Below are 14,232 nucleotides of genomic sequence, written 5' to 3' on the forward strand. Positions count from 1 at the left end.
TATAGAGGAGAATTTATTAAGAATTAAATTATAGAGGTTATAAGCGATCTTCTTCGGGTTATGAGCGGAAATGCTATTTTATGAGCGATTTCCCTCGGGTTATGAGCGAAAATCTTATTTTATGAGCGATTTTCCTCGGGTTATGAGCGAAAACCATATTTTATAAGCGATTTTCCTCGGGTTATGAGCGAAAATCCTATTTTATGAGCGAAATTGTATCCATGTCCAACATCAGATTTTACCCACAGCCTAAGTATGAAAAAACCAGCCCCCTTCTATAGGGACTGGAGCTCAGCTTACTCTTAACGGTTCTTCGTTTTCAGGACAATCACTGTTCTTTGCAGGTTCCTTTTTACTCAAAGCCAGCAGCAGAATCATTCCAAAGATACAGGCTGTACCAGCCCATTGGAACATGCCGAATGGTTCATTGAGCCAGATAACAGTAGTAAATACTGCGGCGAGGGGCTCCAGGCTGCTTAATAGACTGGTTTCCGTTGGAGAAAGGGTTTGGAGACTTTCAATATAGAACCAGAACGCAAGCATTGTTCCAAAAATAATTACGAAAACCAAATACAGGAATGCTTCTGCCGATAAGCTGCCGAAATCCATTTGCCATGGGGGATGGATGAAACTCAATGCAGATCCGCCAATGACCATCGCCCATCCAACCACGACAAGGGAATCATATTCCTTCAGCAGCGGGACGGCATACAAAGTATAAAACGCCAGTGCCACACCAGATAGAACTCCCCAGACAATGGCAGGTGCCGGTACGGACAGCTGAGAAACAGAACCGTTGGTCAAAAGAAAGAAGCAGCCTGACAGGGCAAGGGAAATTGTTACAAAATCCTGTCTTGAAAACACCGTTTGTTTCCGTAAAACCAGGTAAATGATAATCATAGCAGGTGCCAGATATTGAAGCAGTGTGGCAACAGCCGCATTGCCATGATGGATGGATGCCATATAGGTATACTGCACGGCTAGCATTCCTGCGAGACCAAAGATCAAGAGCATGATGGCTGCCTTTTTATTTTTCCAGACTCCAAATACCTGTGAGCGGTCTTTCAGCAGAAATTGAACGGCTAACAGAAGAACACCTGCTGTCAGCAGACGGGCAGTAACAAGCCAATCAACAGAGATTCCAAATTCCTGAAAAAGCTTTTGCGCAACTGTTCCGCCAACACCCCAAAATGAAGCTCCAAAAATAACAAGCAATAAACCGGTACTCCTTGAACGACCCCTCATGTAAATTCCACCTTAAATATAATAATAGTGTTATAATAAGCCAAATGCTGTGATAAAAATAGCTAAATACAATAAAAAAATATAACTATATTGAGGTGGAATTTTGCAGATTAAAGATTTTAAAGTGGATGAAAGCCTGAAAGAGCTGACCAGCCACAGGACAGTGGTGCTGCCTGTCGCCTGCTACGAAACGAAAATTGCAGATAATATACAAGGTAAAATCCCTTTGCACTGGCATGAGGAGATTCAATTTATCCTGTCAGTAAAAGGCGATGCTATGGTCCATATAAATGAGGAGAAATTGGCGGTTAAAGAAGGTGAGGGCATTTTCATCAATAGCGGATGTCTCCATTCGGCCGAGGATGTTAGCGGAGATTGCGTATATATTTGTTTAAATGTCTCCCCTCATTACCTGCTTCCAGAGGAATTATACAGCAGCTATATTTTTCCATATATATCAGCAACAAATCTCCCATACATCATCCTGAAACCCAGCGAGGATTGGGGAAAAAGCATATTAGAAAGCATGATGGAAATCAAGAAATTAATTAATGATAATTCTCCATTTTACGAGATTAACATAACCAGTCTGCTGACATTCATTTGGCAGCAGTTAATCAGAAACGGATTCCAATTGGAATACAGCGAGACTGAAGTGGAAAAACATAATCGGATGAAGGAAATGCTGAATTGGATACATCAGCATTTCGCTGAAAAAGTCACTCTTGCTGATATTGCCAAAGCTGGCAGGCTGAGCAATTCCGAATGCTGCAGATACTTTAAAAAAATCTTAAAGACGACACCCATTAACTACTTGATTCATTATCGCATCCAAAAAAGTCTCCCCCTGCTGCAAGAAAGAGACTCCAACGTCACAGAAGTTGCTTTTAAAGTAGGATTCAACAGCAGCAGTTACTTTATTGAAAAATTCCGCAAGTCTATGAAAATGACACCTTTAGCGTATAAAAAGAATCGAAATTAATTGCAGCTCAGGAAATGGCCATTGATTGTCCGAACTGTTCCTGCCCGGGGGCTGAAATATATGTGTTTATTTCTAATGTCCGGCTGTCTATATTCAAAAAATACTCTTTCAGGTTTCCCTGATATACAACATGGAAATCTTCCATTTCCATAAACTCATGCGGTATAATCAGCGACGGCGGTTTAGTAAAATGGACAATTTCACACCTCTGCAGGACAGTTGCTACAAATTGTGAGCAGAAAAAAGCATTATTTCTTGAGAACTGTTTATTAAACATGATTGCAAAAAGCCCCAGCAGATTATAGCCGTAATTGTCTTTTTCAGATTCTATCTTATTTATGAATGCTTTAAGCTTATTCTGCTGTGCATCTGTAACAGAACAGCTAATGATCGTACATCTTGAGTCACAAAAAAATTCTCCCCGGATATTTTCTTTAACAAAGCCGCCTATGAATGGATTTTTCGTCGTTTTTCTGCCAAAACTGTATACTTCTTTTAATTCAGGATCAAGTGAGATAGATGCATGATTATACGGCTTTCTTGTGTAAAGCTTAATAAGCCGGGTAAATAACGTTCCGGTATCCGTAAGGAGTATATAGATTTTTTGATTAGACATAACGTATCTCCTTATCAAAAATATGATTATATTTTTATAATAAAGAAACACGGTCTATAGATTAAGAAGCCAGCGCTGTATATGCTTCTAGGGCTTGAGACTTATGGCTAATGGAATAATTTTCATTCATAGCACTTTTAGATAAAAATAAATATAAATGTAGGAAAATGAAGTGGAAGTCTAGAACATTATGCAGTGAGCATGAATATGGAGGGTGAGTTTATTGGAACAGACTATTTTTCACCATATGGATACAGTGCGGGGCATAACAGAAAAATCGATCAAAAGTATTCCTGAAGAAAAATCTGATATCATTCCCGAAGGATTCAACAATAGTATCCGCTGGAATTTCGGTCACATTGCATTTGTGCAGGAAAAGCTGGTATTTGGAATATCCGGTGAAGATATGAACGTCCCGCTGAACTATGAACGGTTATTTGGCGCTGGAACAAAGCCTGCAGATTGGACCGAAACACCGCCTTCATTTGATGAAATTTCATCTGTCTTATCTGAACAAAAACCCAGAATACAGACATTTCTTCATGGACGTCTTCATCAAAAACTGCCCAGACCATTTACAAACCGCGGCGGAATAACTTTTCACACAACTGGAGAGGCATTTCTGTTTGGATTTTATCATGAAGCGATGCATATGGAAACAATCAAACGCATCTATCGATCCATTTCTTCTATGCTGGACTAAATATCTATGAAAAGACTGTTGAGAAAGAAAATTCTCAACAGTCTTTAATCAAACCTTTAAATTCAGTTTACCATGGACACCTATTTCTGCGTCTTCTATCATCATCACTTCTTCTGCGATCTTTTCTATCATCCTCGACAATAATAACCCTATTCGCACGGATTAATACATTATCAACTTCAATTTCTCTTCTTCTGTCATCACGATCAAATGCACCTGCTACATCATCAAATCTTCTTCTTCCACATGACATCTAAATCACCTCCTTGTCCCATTTACATTAAAATATGCATTCTTTGAAAGAATGCTTGTATTAGCACCCTGATGAAGATATCTATTTTTTAATAAGGGAAAGATTCATTTTTTTGAATTAGAAAATCCTCTTGTGTGGCTCAGTTCTTTCTTAAAAAAACCCCACAATATTCTTACCGTAGAATCAATTAAGTAAAAAAAACATATGAAGTTTTTTCGCGAAACTGCAAAGAAAATGGTTCCAGCAAATAGCTGGAACCACCTTAATAATATTACGCGAATTCACTTTAATGAATCATACATTTCCTAAAATACCAGTAATACTAATCACTTCTCATAGCGTTAAAAAACGGATTCCATGCAATCCTCTCTTTATTCACTATTTTATTCCATAAACCTTATCAAATCCCCATGCACAATGTCATCAGACAGCCCAAGCTCTTTTCTCGAGATATTCATTAACGGTTCACAGCTATTAATGTCTGTTTCTTCCTCCGATTCGCTTTTAAAGCATTTACCGGCTTTGTAAAAATAGTCTTTAGACATAAAGCTTCCATCCCGGAAAATAACTGGATGGTGGGGATCCCTTGTAAAAAGGTTTTGCCCGAAGCTGAAGTTATCCTCAGCACTAATGCCGAGCAGATGAAGGATTGTTGCCCTGATATCGACTTCCCCGCCAATGTTCGAAAACGTTTTGCCTTCCACTCCCGGCACATGAATAATAAGCGGCACACTCTGCAGCTGCATGCGGTTAACAATGGTATCTTCCTGTCCCAGCAGCTCCAGAACACCATGTTCGTATTTGTCCGAGATGCCATAATGGTCGCCGTACAATACAAACATTGTATTTTCATAGAGTCCGCTTGCTTTTAAGTCCTGGAAGAATGTTTTAATGGCTTCATCCTGGTATCTAACGGTTGTCACATAGCGGTTGACGACCATTTCACTGGTGCTGGCTTCAGAAATGAACTGATCGTCCTCCTCCAGCAAAAATGGGAAATGGTTTGTCAATGTGATAAACCTGGCATAGAAAGGCTTTTGCAGTTTTTCCAGATGCTGAATGGACTGCTGGAAAAATGGGATGTCCTTTATGCCGTAGTTCACTGAGTTCTCTTCTGTGACCAAATAATCGGCTTTTGAAAAATAACGATTATACCCCAGAGAATCATACATGGCCTCCCGATTCCAGAACGAAGCGTCATTCCCATGGAAAACGGCTGAGTAATACTTCTCATCAGATAGAATATGCGGCAGGCTTCGATAAGCGTTTTCCGTTTTTCTGACAAACGCCGATCCGCTCGATAACGGATAAAGGCCTGTATCGATCATGAATTCCGAGTCGGACGTTTTCCCCTGTGCTGTCTGATCATAGACACTGCTGAAATAAAAGCTGTCTTCAATCAGTGAATTAAGGAATGGCGTTATTTCCTGGCCATTCACCTTCTGATTAATAACAAAGTTCTGTGTGGACTCCATACTGATGAGAACGACATTCATCCCTTTTGCCGCACCAAAGTAATCGGAAGGCTTATCTTCTTGTGATTGGACATACTCCGCTGAGGCTTCTGCGTCGGATGGACTGGCAAAAGCGCGATTGAGCGGATATGATGCAGCGATGCCAATATCATAAAGATGATACTGATACAATCCAATATGCTTAACAAGCTGCTGGCGATTATATGATTCCGAAAATAAATGAGGCACTTTCACCATGCCGAGAATGATGGTCATCAATACAAAAAACACACTGACAGCCGTGTACAATCTTTTTGATTTAGCAGTGATTTGCTCATGTACAGGCTTCCGTTTTATATAGAAAAGCCAAAAAACGGCCAGATCAGCAAATAATAAAAGATCCCATGGGCTAATCAATTCAAGTGTGCTCGGTCCAATCCCTCCCACATTTTTAAACTGAAAAAGAATCGGTACGGTTACAAAATCAGTATAAAATCGATAATAAAGCAAATCCCCGAAAAGAATGCCCGTCAAAATCACCATCGTTGAAAATATGGCTGCCGGTTTCACCTTCCGCTTAAAATAAATATTAACTCCAAGAATGGCCATTATGGCCCCAATCGGGCTCAAAAGCATAAATAAAATATCAGTCCAGTTCTCCGGATGCAGATTAAATGCGATAAAGGAAACAATGACCGTTTTAATCCAGATTAAAATGACGGCAAACCATATGGGTGAAAGGCTTTTAAATAACTTCATAATCATACCGCTTTTCATTTTGTTTTTCTAAAATACCTGTCATTATTTCGAGGGATGACATGACCTTCTGCTCATCCTGCGCCCCCATAAGAGCCACCTGAACCCAATTTCTATCAAGCAGGTACCTGCTTTCATAGCTTAGGAGAATTCCTTTCTGTTTGCATGCGTCTCCAAACTCCCTGCTGGAAATGCTCTGCGGCAGACAGATCGTCAGGATGCCAGGGGAATAATCGTCGTCTCCAAGAATGGAAAAACCGCTGTCTTCCAGCTTCTTCCTTGCTTTTCCAGCCAATTGATTTAATTTCTCATAATCTATCAGCTTTATACTCTCCTTTAATGCGCTGACCAGATTGGAAGAATGGGTGTATGGAATGCTTTGATTTTCTTCGTACATCTTTAAGTCCAGATATCTTGGAACTGCGCTGTTGCCATTAATCTTGTCACGATGGAATACGATTGCCAGACCCGGATAGGAACCAAATCCCTTTCCGCTGACGGTCGATGCAAAATAAATATTCTTAAGGTTCATCGGCAAAATACCGGCCGTGCTGCAAGCATCCACACAAAGCTCGGCATCATGCTCCCCGCATAGCTCCTGAATGCCGCTGATATCGAATACATACCCGGTTGACGTTTCACAATGCACCGTCCATACCCATTTTATAGAGGGGTTTTCTTTCAGCATGCAGGCTATTTCTTCGCGGGTAATCGGTTCATTCCACTCTTTTTCAATGGTTTGAAAAGATAATTGAAACCTTCTTGCATGATCAATTAGACGAAAGCCAAATTCGCCATTGGCCAGGATCAGCCCATCCCCCTCCATGTTTTTCAGCTGTGCTGCCACCAGATCATTGGAAAGTGTTCCTGTGCCAACAACAACTTCTGCATGAGAGGCATTTGTTATCTTGCATAATTGAGAACGCAAGTCTTTCAAACCGAGTATAAAATCAAGATTGCGATGAGATACGGCTTCTTTGGAAAAAGCCCTTTTCACTTTTGCATGAATGGGCACAGGACCCGGCAAAAATGAATGCTGATCGGCAGGTGCTGAATTTCTGGCCATTAAGCGTTCAAAGGCTTTCGTTGAACGTTCGAAATTCTCTTTTGTTAAATACATGGGCTGAAACCGGGCTCCTTCCTCTCCTGTCAGAGGACCAAAAGGCAGAAACCCCATCCGCTTATACAATTTCAGCTGTGTGACTGTGCCGGATATAAGCGCCATCGTATAATTTTTTTCAAGGCAAAGCTCTACAAGCCTTTCACAAAGCTGATAAAAAACACGGGTGCTGCGATACTCTTTTTTGACTGACAGCAAGCGGATCTCACAAAATTCTCCCTTAACTGGCAAGTATTCTTCGAGATTAGGAAGTTTATAATCAAGCGAAAATGGCCTTTTGGCGCGGATCGCGATCATTCCGGCAACTTCCTCGCCAGACTTGGCAATGACATATGTATTTTCTTCATGAAATTTATCGATTAAATGCTGATCTTCATTTTGCTTATGCTGAGGAATTTCTTCCACAAATGTCTGGTAGTTCAGCTGATGAATTTGTTCTAATTCATCAGGTTCGGTTGCGATTTTGCAGATAATATTCACAGTTTACCTCCTATGTTTAGGCATGATGAAATGGGTATGGGAAATGAGAACAATCAAAAGCAGAAGCAAAAGACCTGCAGAAATGATGAATGAATCACCAATCACCGAGGCTGTTATGGGAATCGAAGCCATGGCGATAAAACCTGATCGTGTATACTTCCGTAGAACTGCATAGGCAATTCCCATCGTGATAGCCATTAGCGCTATTGTCATGGGCTCCAAAAACAAAGCGGAAGCCAAGTAGACCACCACTCCTTTTCCCCCGTGAAAGCCCAGCTGAATGGGAAATAAATGGCCAATAAGCACACAAACTGCGCTAAGGATTAATAAACCCTCACCTTCAAACATAAGTCCAGTTACATATAAAGCGGCCCATGCCTTTACAGCATCTATTGCTATTGTGAGCAGGAACCCCTTCTTGCCGATAGCTCTGCCTGCATTGGTAGCACCTACATTCCCGCTCCCCTTTTTTCTTATATCCTCTTTTGCTATGTATTTAACCACATAATAAGCCCCGGTTACGCTTCCCAATGCGTAGGAAAAGATCATAACCATCAGGGCTGTCCACACATCATCGATCATAAGCACCTATCCCGCCTTATACTAATTAAACGATCAAAAAGGGTAAAAAGTTTCATATATTTGCAAAATTACAATCTATAATCTGCTACAGATAGTATAACACCCCTAATTTTACCATTAATCAAATTGAATGCCAGAGCCTGATTTCATAATTCTCCTATTTTATTGCCAACATTAAACTTTCTGTAAAAATAATTATTTAGTGTTGACATTGTTTAGCAATCGCATATAATTTGCATTAAGGCAAAACTTTTTAATAAAACCATAAATCTTGTCCATGTGACGTATAATTGCACATAAACAATTAATTTGGGTTAATTTAAATATGGGAAATAAAGGGGGATAAAATGATGAAGGATCCAGCAATCAGCATAGAGGATTTGCATGTTTCCTATTTCGGAAATGAAGCGGTGACAGGAGTCAGCCTTTCTGTTAATACAGGAAATCTGGTAGGAATTATCGGGCCGAACGGCGCAGGAAAATCGACTTTTTTAAAGGCAATGCTAAATCTCATACCAAAAGATAAAGGGGCAGTAAAAGTGCTGGGAAAACCCATTGCTGAAGTACGCAAAAGTATCGCCTATGTCCCGCAAAGGAATGACATTGACTGGGATTTCCCCATCACTGTGCTGGATGCGGTTCTTATTGGGACCTACCCCCATTTAAAACTGTTCCGCCGTCCAAAGAAAAAGGACAAAGAGTGGGCCATGGAATGTCTTCAGCGAGTTGGGATGCAGGAGTTCAGCAGAAGGCAGATCGGGGAACTGTCAGGCGGCCAGCAGCAGAGAGTTTTTCTTGCGAGAGCACTAGCCCAAAAAGCGGATTTGTTCTTTCTGGATGAGCCATTTGTTGGAGTTGATGTATCCAGCGAGGAAACTATTGTGAACATTTTGAAGGAGCTCTGCAGACAGGGAAAAACAGTGATTGTCGTACACCATGATTTAAGTAAAGCAAATGATTATTTCAATCAGCTAATTCTCCTAAATAAGGAATTGATCAGTTTTGGGACCGTTGAAGAAGTGTTTAAACCTGAAGTAATTGCAAAAGCATACAAGGGGCATTTTGCTTTTATGAATGAGATTGGGGTGTCGTTATAATGGCTTTTATTGAAGCGGTCATGCAATATGGATTTCTGCAAAAAGCGTTATTAACCTCGGTTATGGTTGGAATTATCTGTGGAGTCATCGGGTGCTTTATCATCCTGAGAGGAATGGCTCTCATGGGAGATGCCATATCACATGCTGTTCTTCCGGGAGTGGCTATTTCATATATGCTGGGAATTAACTTCTTCTTTGGCGCAGTCATAAGCGGCGTGATTACAGCTATCGCCATTGGTTTTGTATCCCAAAACAGCCGGATTAAGCATGATACCTCGATTGGAATTATGTTTACAGCGGCATTTGCTTCAGGAATCATTATTATTACCATGTTAAAAAGCAGTACAGATCTATACCATATTTTATTTGGCAATGTACTGGCAGTAAGATTATCAGACATGTGGATCACACTAGGCATCAGCCTGGTTGTATTGGCGGCTGTATACCTCTTTTACAAAGAATTATTGGTCACATCGTTTGATGAAACAATGGGAGCCGCTTACGGACTGCCAGTTCGTTTCATTCATTATTTCCTAATGACTCTCTTGACAATGGTGACCGTTGCTTCCCTCCAGACTGTTGGTATCGTCCTGGTTGTTGCCATGCTGATCACCCCTGCAGCGGCAGCTTATCTCTTAACCGAGCGGCTGTGGATGATGATTTTCCTTGCCTCTGGCATTGGTGTGATTTCATCCATCGTGGGACTTTACTTTAGCTTCACCTACAACTTAGCTTCAGGAGCAACGATCGTCATATCATCCACTGCTATTTTCATTCTCGTTTTCCTATTCTCGCCAAAGCATGGGCTAATATGGAAAACGCTGAAAGTAAAGAAAAAGAGAGCTTCATTAGTTTAATTTTCATAAAATCAAATTTTCAGGAGGTAAGACTATGATTAAAAAAGGCTTTCTATTATTAGCTGCATCCATTCTTTCTGTGTTATTCCTGTCAGCCTGCAGCAGCGGAAAAAGCAGCACATCAGCAAATGAAGATGGAAAAATTCAAGTTGTCACTACCTATTCGATTGTGTATGACATTGTTAAAAATGTAGGCGGGGATTTGGTTGAGATTCATAGTTTAGCGCCCATTGGTTCCAATCCCCACGAATATGACCCGCTTCCTGAAGATGTGCAAAAAACAACCGATGCAGACGCTGTATTTTACAACGGGCTGAATCTGGAAGCAGGCAACTCATGGTTCAATAAGCTGATGGAAACTGCCGGAAAAGACGGTGAAGATGCGCCAGTCTTTCTGATGAGCAAAGGCGTTGATGCCATGCACCTAACCACAAAGGGCAAAGAAAGTGAAGAAGACCCCCATGCATGGCTGGACATTAGAAATGGGATCAAATACGCGGAAAATGCCAGAGATGGACTTATCAAAGCAGACCCGGACAACAAAGAGGTTTACGAAAAAAACGCGGAAGAATATATTGCAAAGCTTCAGGAGCTGCATGATAAAGCGGTGGAACAATTTAATGAAATTCCAGAAAACGAACGTGTTCTCGTAACAAGTGAGGGTGCTTTTAAATATTTCAGCGAAGCCTACGGATTCCAGGCAGAATACATCTGGGAAATCAATCAGGAAAACCAGGGAACACCGGAGCAAATTACAAGAATTGTGGATATTATTAATGAAAAAGGAATTACAGGACTATTCCTGGAAACAAGCATTGATGCAAGAAGCATGGAAGCTGTATCCGATGAAACCAATGTTCCGATCATGGGAAAGGTGTTTACAGACTCTCTGGCAAAGCCGGGTGAAGACGGCGATACGTACATCTCGATGATGGAATGGAATATTAAAACCATTAAAGAAGGCTTGACCAGGTAATAGAGTTCACAATTCCAGCAAGCAGGTGAATCATGTGATCCCCATTAGTTCAAAGAGATATCTTCTCGAGATTTATCTATTACAGGAAGCACATGGGCATGCGACCATCTCCGGCATTGCAAAGGTATTGAGAGTCACCGTTTCAGCTGCATCTAAAATGGCCGGAAAGCTTAAATCAGACGGTTACATTCATTTTCAGCCCTATGGAACTGTCAAACTGACAGAACAAGGTTTAGAAATTGGCAAAAACCTATTTCAGGATCATCAGGTTTTAATGGAGTTTTATCAAATAATTGGGGTTGAAGAGAAACTGATCCGGAAGAAAGTTAGAGAAGTTGAAATGCATATTGGAACGGAAGTGGTTTATAAAATTAAGAGCTTTATAGAAGATCATAAGAAAAACGCTTGAGATGTTCCATGAACATTCAAGCGTTTTTTTGCCCTAGTGAAGAAAATGATATAAGCAGCATCTAGCAGAAAAAAGACTGTCCCTACTGAATATCACATTCAGAAGGGACAGTCTTTTTCATTGTTTAATAGAAAACTGCTAAAGGACTCCATTAGGCAGTTTCTTCCCAAATACTCTCCATGTTCTCAAGAGTTTTCCCTTTCGTTTCAGGTACGAACTTCCATACAAAAATGGCTGAAAGAACACTCATCAGTCCATAGAAGCCGTAAGTTAAGCCGCCGCTGAATTCCATCATCATCGGATAAGTCGATGAAATGAAATAGTTTGCAGCCCATTGTGCAGCAACAGCTACCGCAACTGCCTGTCCGCGGATTTTGTTCGGGAAAATTTCCGAGATCAATACCCAGCAGATCGGCCCCCATGACATCATGAAAGACGCTGTGTAAACGATAATAAAAATTAACGTTCCCATTCCGATTAAATTGGAAAAAGCCATTCCTGCAACACCAAACATCCCGATCGCCATGCCAATGGAACCTGTGATCAATAATGGCTTGCGCCCCCATTTATCTACAGTTAAAATGGCCACAACTGTAAAGATGACATTTATGACACCCATAACAATCGTCTGCAGCATCGAGGCATCCTTTGCTGCTCCCATGCTTTCGAAAATTCGCGGTGCATAATACAAAGCAACGTTGATTCCGACAAATTGCTGGAATACAGACAGCAGAATTCCTATCACAATCACTAATTTTCCGTATGCAAACAGCTTTTCTGCTGGAACATTGGCTGAGGCTGCTACCGATTTTTTGATTTCACCCAGGATCGTTTTAGCCTCTCTTGCACCATTAATTTTCGTAAGCACTGCTAAAGCTTTATCATCATGATTTTTAATGGCCAGGTATCGGGGTGTCTCCGGAACAAGGAGCAGCAGCAGACCAAAGGCAAGGGCCGGAATGGCTTCCGAAGCAAACATGTACCTCCAGCCAACATCATTGATCCATTCCAATGGACGGCCGCTGGCAATGCCCCAGTTTACAAAGTACACGACAAGCATCCCGAAAATGATCATAAACTGATTGAATGAAACCAGGCGTCCGCGGATATCGGCAGGTGCAATTTCGCCGATATACATGGGAACAATGGCTGACGCCAGCCCAACCCCAATTCCGCCAATGATGCGATAAAGATTAAACGTCAATAATAACGAGATGGTCGGTTCCCCTTTAGTGAAAAATAAAAATTCAGGAAAAGCGGAGCCTAAGGCAGATAAGAAAAATAATACAGCCGCAGCAATCAGCGATTTTTTCCGCCCAAACCTTGACGCAAAATAACCGGATATTAAACCGCCAATGATACAGCCAATTAATGCACTGGAGGTTGTAGCCCCATGAGCCAGCGATCCTAATCCCAAACTATCGATCAAATAGATTTCCAGTGACTTTTCAGCTCCGGAAATTACAGCTGTATCATATCCGAAAAGCAAACCGCCTATCGCAGCAACCAATGTAAGTGAACCAATATATAGAGAGTTCCGATTCTGTTTCATAGCTTGTAAAAGACAGATTTGAACCAGAATAGAGCGCTTACAATTTTTACATTACTATAATTCAAATCTATCTTTACTCCTTTCTAGTAGAAATGTTTAAACAATGAGAAACTTGAAGCTGGTTTTTGTTTTGAAGACCTCATTTTTCTCCAGGACAATAGAAGGAAAGTTTTCGTGATGAACAGCATCAGGCGGACATTGAGTTTCGAGACACAGCCCCAAATGCCTTTTTGACTGAACACCTCTAATTTGAAACTCATTTCCCAGCATGTTCGCTGTATATAAAACAACACTCGGCCTATCCGTTTCCACTGTCAGTTTTCGCCCGCTTGCAGAATCCACTACAGTCATTTCACCTGTATTTAATAGAAATGGATGATCATATCCTCCGCCCGCAAGCATGTTCTGCTGATGGCCGGACTTTACGCCTTCTTTGATTTTCTTCCCTGCTCTGAAATCAAACGGTGTATTTTCAACATGTATGAATTTCCCAGTAGGAATCAATGTTTCATCAAGCTCCAGAAAGTGATCACTTTGCATGGTCACCTCGTGCTCAAGAATGTCGCGCTTCAAGTCCCCGCTCAGGTTAAAATAAGTATGGTTTGTCAGATTGATAATCGTTTTTTTATCAGATATCGCTTCATAACTAATGACCAGTTCATTCTCATTGTTCAGTGTATAGTTTACAGTTACCTCAAGTGTCGCAGGATACCCCTCTTCCCCATCCGGGCTTATATAGGAGAACCTGATATTCGCCTCATTCATACCCTTTTCGGCGGCCGAGTCCCAAATGACATTGTGAAAACCGCCTGTACCACCATGCAGATGGTGTTCGCCATCATTTTTTGGCAGCTGGTACGCAGCTCCATCAAGAGTGAAAGCCGATCCTGCTATCCTTCCGGCCACCCTTCCGATAATAGCACCGAAGAATGGTGAATGATTTGTATATTCTTCAAGTGTGTCGTACCCCAGGATCACATTCTCTCTATTTCCTTCACGATCGGGGACAGATATCCCGGTAATGATTCCCCCGTAGTCGATACACGATACGTTCATTCCATGATCATTGCTGATTGTATAGGATTTAACCTTGTGTCCGTTCCATTCGCCAAAGATGCTTTCAGTTATGTTCATGTCGATCTCCCTCAAG

14 protein-coding genes are annotated in these 14,232 nt (G+C 41.2%); 6 read left to right on the forward strand and 8 right to left on the reverse strand.

Annotated features, from left to right (window positions below):
- Window positions 1-291: 291 nt before the first annotated feature.
- Window positions 292-1,245, reverse strand: a complete 954-nt coding sequence (locus tag ACXAD1_RS12280) for an EamA family transporter (protein ID WP_474910151.1) — start codon at window positions 1,243-1,245, stop codon at window positions 292-294.
- A gap of 103 nt (window positions 1,246-1,348) precedes the next feature.
- Here ACXAD1_RS12280 and ACXAD1_RS12285 point away from each other — a divergent pair, with 103 nt between their 5' ends.
- Entirely contained in the window at window positions 1,349-2,227 is an 879-nt protein-coding gene (locus tag ACXAD1_RS12285; RefSeq protein WP_474910152.1) for an AraC family transcriptional regulator, read from the forward strand.
- Window positions 2,228-2,234: 7 nt separating this feature from the next.
- Here the strand turns inward: ACXAD1_RS12285 and ACXAD1_RS12290 are convergent, their stop codons facing one another.
- Window positions 2,235-2,843, reverse strand: a complete 609-nt coding sequence (locus tag ACXAD1_RS12290; RefSeq protein ID WP_474910153.1) for a hypothetical protein — start codon at window positions 2,841-2,843, stop codon at window positions 2,235-2,237.
- A gap of 223 nt (window positions 2,844-3,066) precedes the next feature.
- On the opposite strand from ACXAD1_RS12290, the gene ACXAD1_RS12295 reads away from it, so the two are divergent.
- Window positions 3,067-3,546, forward strand: a complete 480-nt coding sequence (locus tag ACXAD1_RS12295) for a DinB family protein (RefSeq protein WP_474910154.1) — start codon at window positions 3,067-3,069, stop codon at window positions 3,544-3,546.
- A 67-nt stretch (window positions 3,547-3,613) separates the two neighbouring features.
- Here the strand turns inward: ACXAD1_RS12295 and ACXAD1_RS12300 are convergent, their stop codons facing one another.
- The 4 genes from ACXAD1_RS12300 to ACXAD1_RS12315 all read right to left on the reverse strand — a co-directional run bounded on the left by ACXAD1_RS12300 (window position 3,614) and on the right by ACXAD1_RS12315 (window position 8,191).
- Complete coding sequence (locus ACXAD1_RS12300; RefSeq protein WP_474910155.1) at window positions 3,614-3,799, reverse strand: hypothetical protein; 186 nt, start codon at window positions 3,797-3,799, stop codon at window positions 3,614-3,616.
- A gap of 383 nt (window positions 3,800-4,182) precedes the next feature.
- Window positions 4,183-6,012, reverse strand: a complete 1,830-nt coding sequence (locus ACXAD1_RS12305) for an LTA synthase family protein (protein WP_474910156.1) — start codon at window positions 6,010-6,012, stop codon at window positions 4,183-4,185.
- Window positions 5,999-7,609: an aminotransferase class V-fold PLP-dependent enzyme gene (locus tag ACXAD1_RS12310; RefSeq protein ID WP_474910157.1), complete on the reverse strand. Its 1,611-nt coding sequence runs from the start codon at window positions 7,607-7,609 to the stop codon at window positions 5,999-6,001. Before ACXAD1_RS12310 ends, ACXAD1_RS12305 begins: the two co-directional genes overlap by 14 nt.
- Before the next feature lie 3 nt (window positions 7,610-7,612).
- Window positions 7,613-8,191 (reverse strand): glycerol-3-phosphate acyltransferase, encoded by a 579-nt coding sequence (locus tag ACXAD1_RS12315; RefSeq protein WP_474910158.1) that lies wholly within the window; start codon window positions 8,189-8,191, stop codon window positions 7,613-7,615.
- Window positions 8,192-8,541: 350 nt separating this feature from the next.
- On the opposite strand from ACXAD1_RS12315, the gene ACXAD1_RS12320 reads away from it, so the two are divergent.
- Genes ACXAD1_RS12320 through ACXAD1_RS12335 form a run of 4 tightly spaced genes read left to right on the forward strand, consistent with a single transcriptional unit; the run spans window position 8,542 to window position 11,530 of the window.
- Window positions 8,542-9,288: a metal ABC transporter ATP-binding protein gene (locus ACXAD1_RS12320; RefSeq protein WP_206839894.1), complete on the forward strand. Its 747-nt coding sequence runs from the start codon at window positions 8,542-8,544 to the stop codon at window positions 9,286-9,288.
- Window positions 9,288-10,145: a metal ABC transporter permease gene (locus tag ACXAD1_RS12325; protein ID WP_474910159.1), complete on the forward strand. Its 858-nt coding sequence runs from the start codon at window positions 9,288-9,290 to the stop codon at window positions 10,143-10,145. The genes ACXAD1_RS12320 and ACXAD1_RS12325 overlap by 1 nt, the downstream gene beginning before the upstream one ends.
- A gap of 34 nt (window positions 10,146-10,179) precedes the next feature.
- Window positions 10,180-11,121, forward strand: a complete 942-nt coding sequence (locus tag ACXAD1_RS12330) for a metal ABC transporter substrate-binding protein (RefSeq protein ID WP_474910160.1) — start codon at window positions 10,180-10,182, stop codon at window positions 11,119-11,121.
- 34 nt (window positions 11,122-11,155) lie between these two features.
- Window positions 11,156-11,530: a metal-dependent transcriptional regulator gene (locus ACXAD1_RS12335; protein WP_312886175.1), complete on the forward strand. Its 375-nt coding sequence runs from the start codon at window positions 11,156-11,158 to the stop codon at window positions 11,528-11,530.
- A gap of 151 nt (window positions 11,531-11,681) precedes the next feature.
- On the opposite strand, the gene xylE is transcribed toward ACXAD1_RS12335, so the two are convergent.
- Both xylE and ACXAD1_RS12345 read right to left on the reverse strand, forming a co-directional pair.
- The gene (gene xylE, locus ACXAD1_RS12340) at window positions 11,682-13,082 is read right to left on the reverse strand and encodes a D-xylose transporter XylE (protein WP_474910161.1); all 1,401 of its coding nucleotides are present in this window, start codon (window positions 13,080-13,082) and stop codon (window positions 11,682-11,684) included.
- A 96-nt stretch (window positions 13,083-13,178) separates the two neighbouring features.
- Window positions 13,179-14,216 (reverse strand): aldose epimerase family protein, encoded by a 1,038-nt coding sequence (locus ACXAD1_RS12345; RefSeq protein WP_474910162.1) that lies wholly within the window; start codon window positions 14,214-14,216, stop codon window positions 13,179-13,181.
- Window positions 14,217-14,232: the final 16 nt, after the last annotated feature.

It is taken from the genome of Cytobacillus sp. ABV4_503 (assembly GCF_056158445.1).

Coding starts and splice junctions, on each gene's coding strand:
- ACXAD1_RS12280 (WP_474910151.1), bottom strand. CDS start 1,245: ATGAGGGGTCGTTCAAGGAGTACCGGTTTATTGCTTGTTATTTTTGGA.
- ACXAD1_RS12300 (WP_474910155.1), bottom strand. CDS start 3,799: ATGTCATGTGGAAGAAGAAGATTTGATGATGTAGCAGGTGCATTTGAT.
- ACXAD1_RS12345 (WP_474910162.1), bottom strand. CDS start 14,216: ATGAACATAACTGAAAGCATCTTTGGCGAATGGAACGGACACAAGGTT.
- ACXAD1_RS12305 (WP_474910156.1), bottom strand. CDS start 6,012: ATGAAGTTATTTAAAAGCCTTTCACCCATATGGTTTGCCGTCATTTTA.
- ACXAD1_RS12330 (WP_474910160.1), top strand. CDS start 10,180: ATGATTAAAAAAGGCTTTCTATTATTAGCTGCATCCATTCTTTCTGTG.
- ACXAD1_RS12325 (WP_474910159.1), top strand. CDS start 9,288: ATGGCTTTTATTGAAGCGGTCATGCAATATGGATTTCTGCAAAAAGCG.
- ACXAD1_RS12290 (WP_474910153.1), bottom strand. CDS start 2,843: ATGTCTAATCAAAAAATCTATATACTCCTTACGGATACCGGAACGTTA.
- ACXAD1_RS12315 (WP_474910158.1), bottom strand. CDS start 8,191: ATGATCGATGATGTGTGGACAGCCCTGATGGTTATGATCTTTTCCTAC.
- xylE (WP_474910161.1), bottom strand. CDS start 13,082: ATGAAACAGAATCGGAACTCTCTATATATTGGTTCACTTACATTGGTT.
- ACXAD1_RS12320 (WP_206839894.1), top strand. CDS start 8,542: ATGAAGGATCCAGCAATCAGCATAGAGGATTTGCATGTTTCCTATTTC.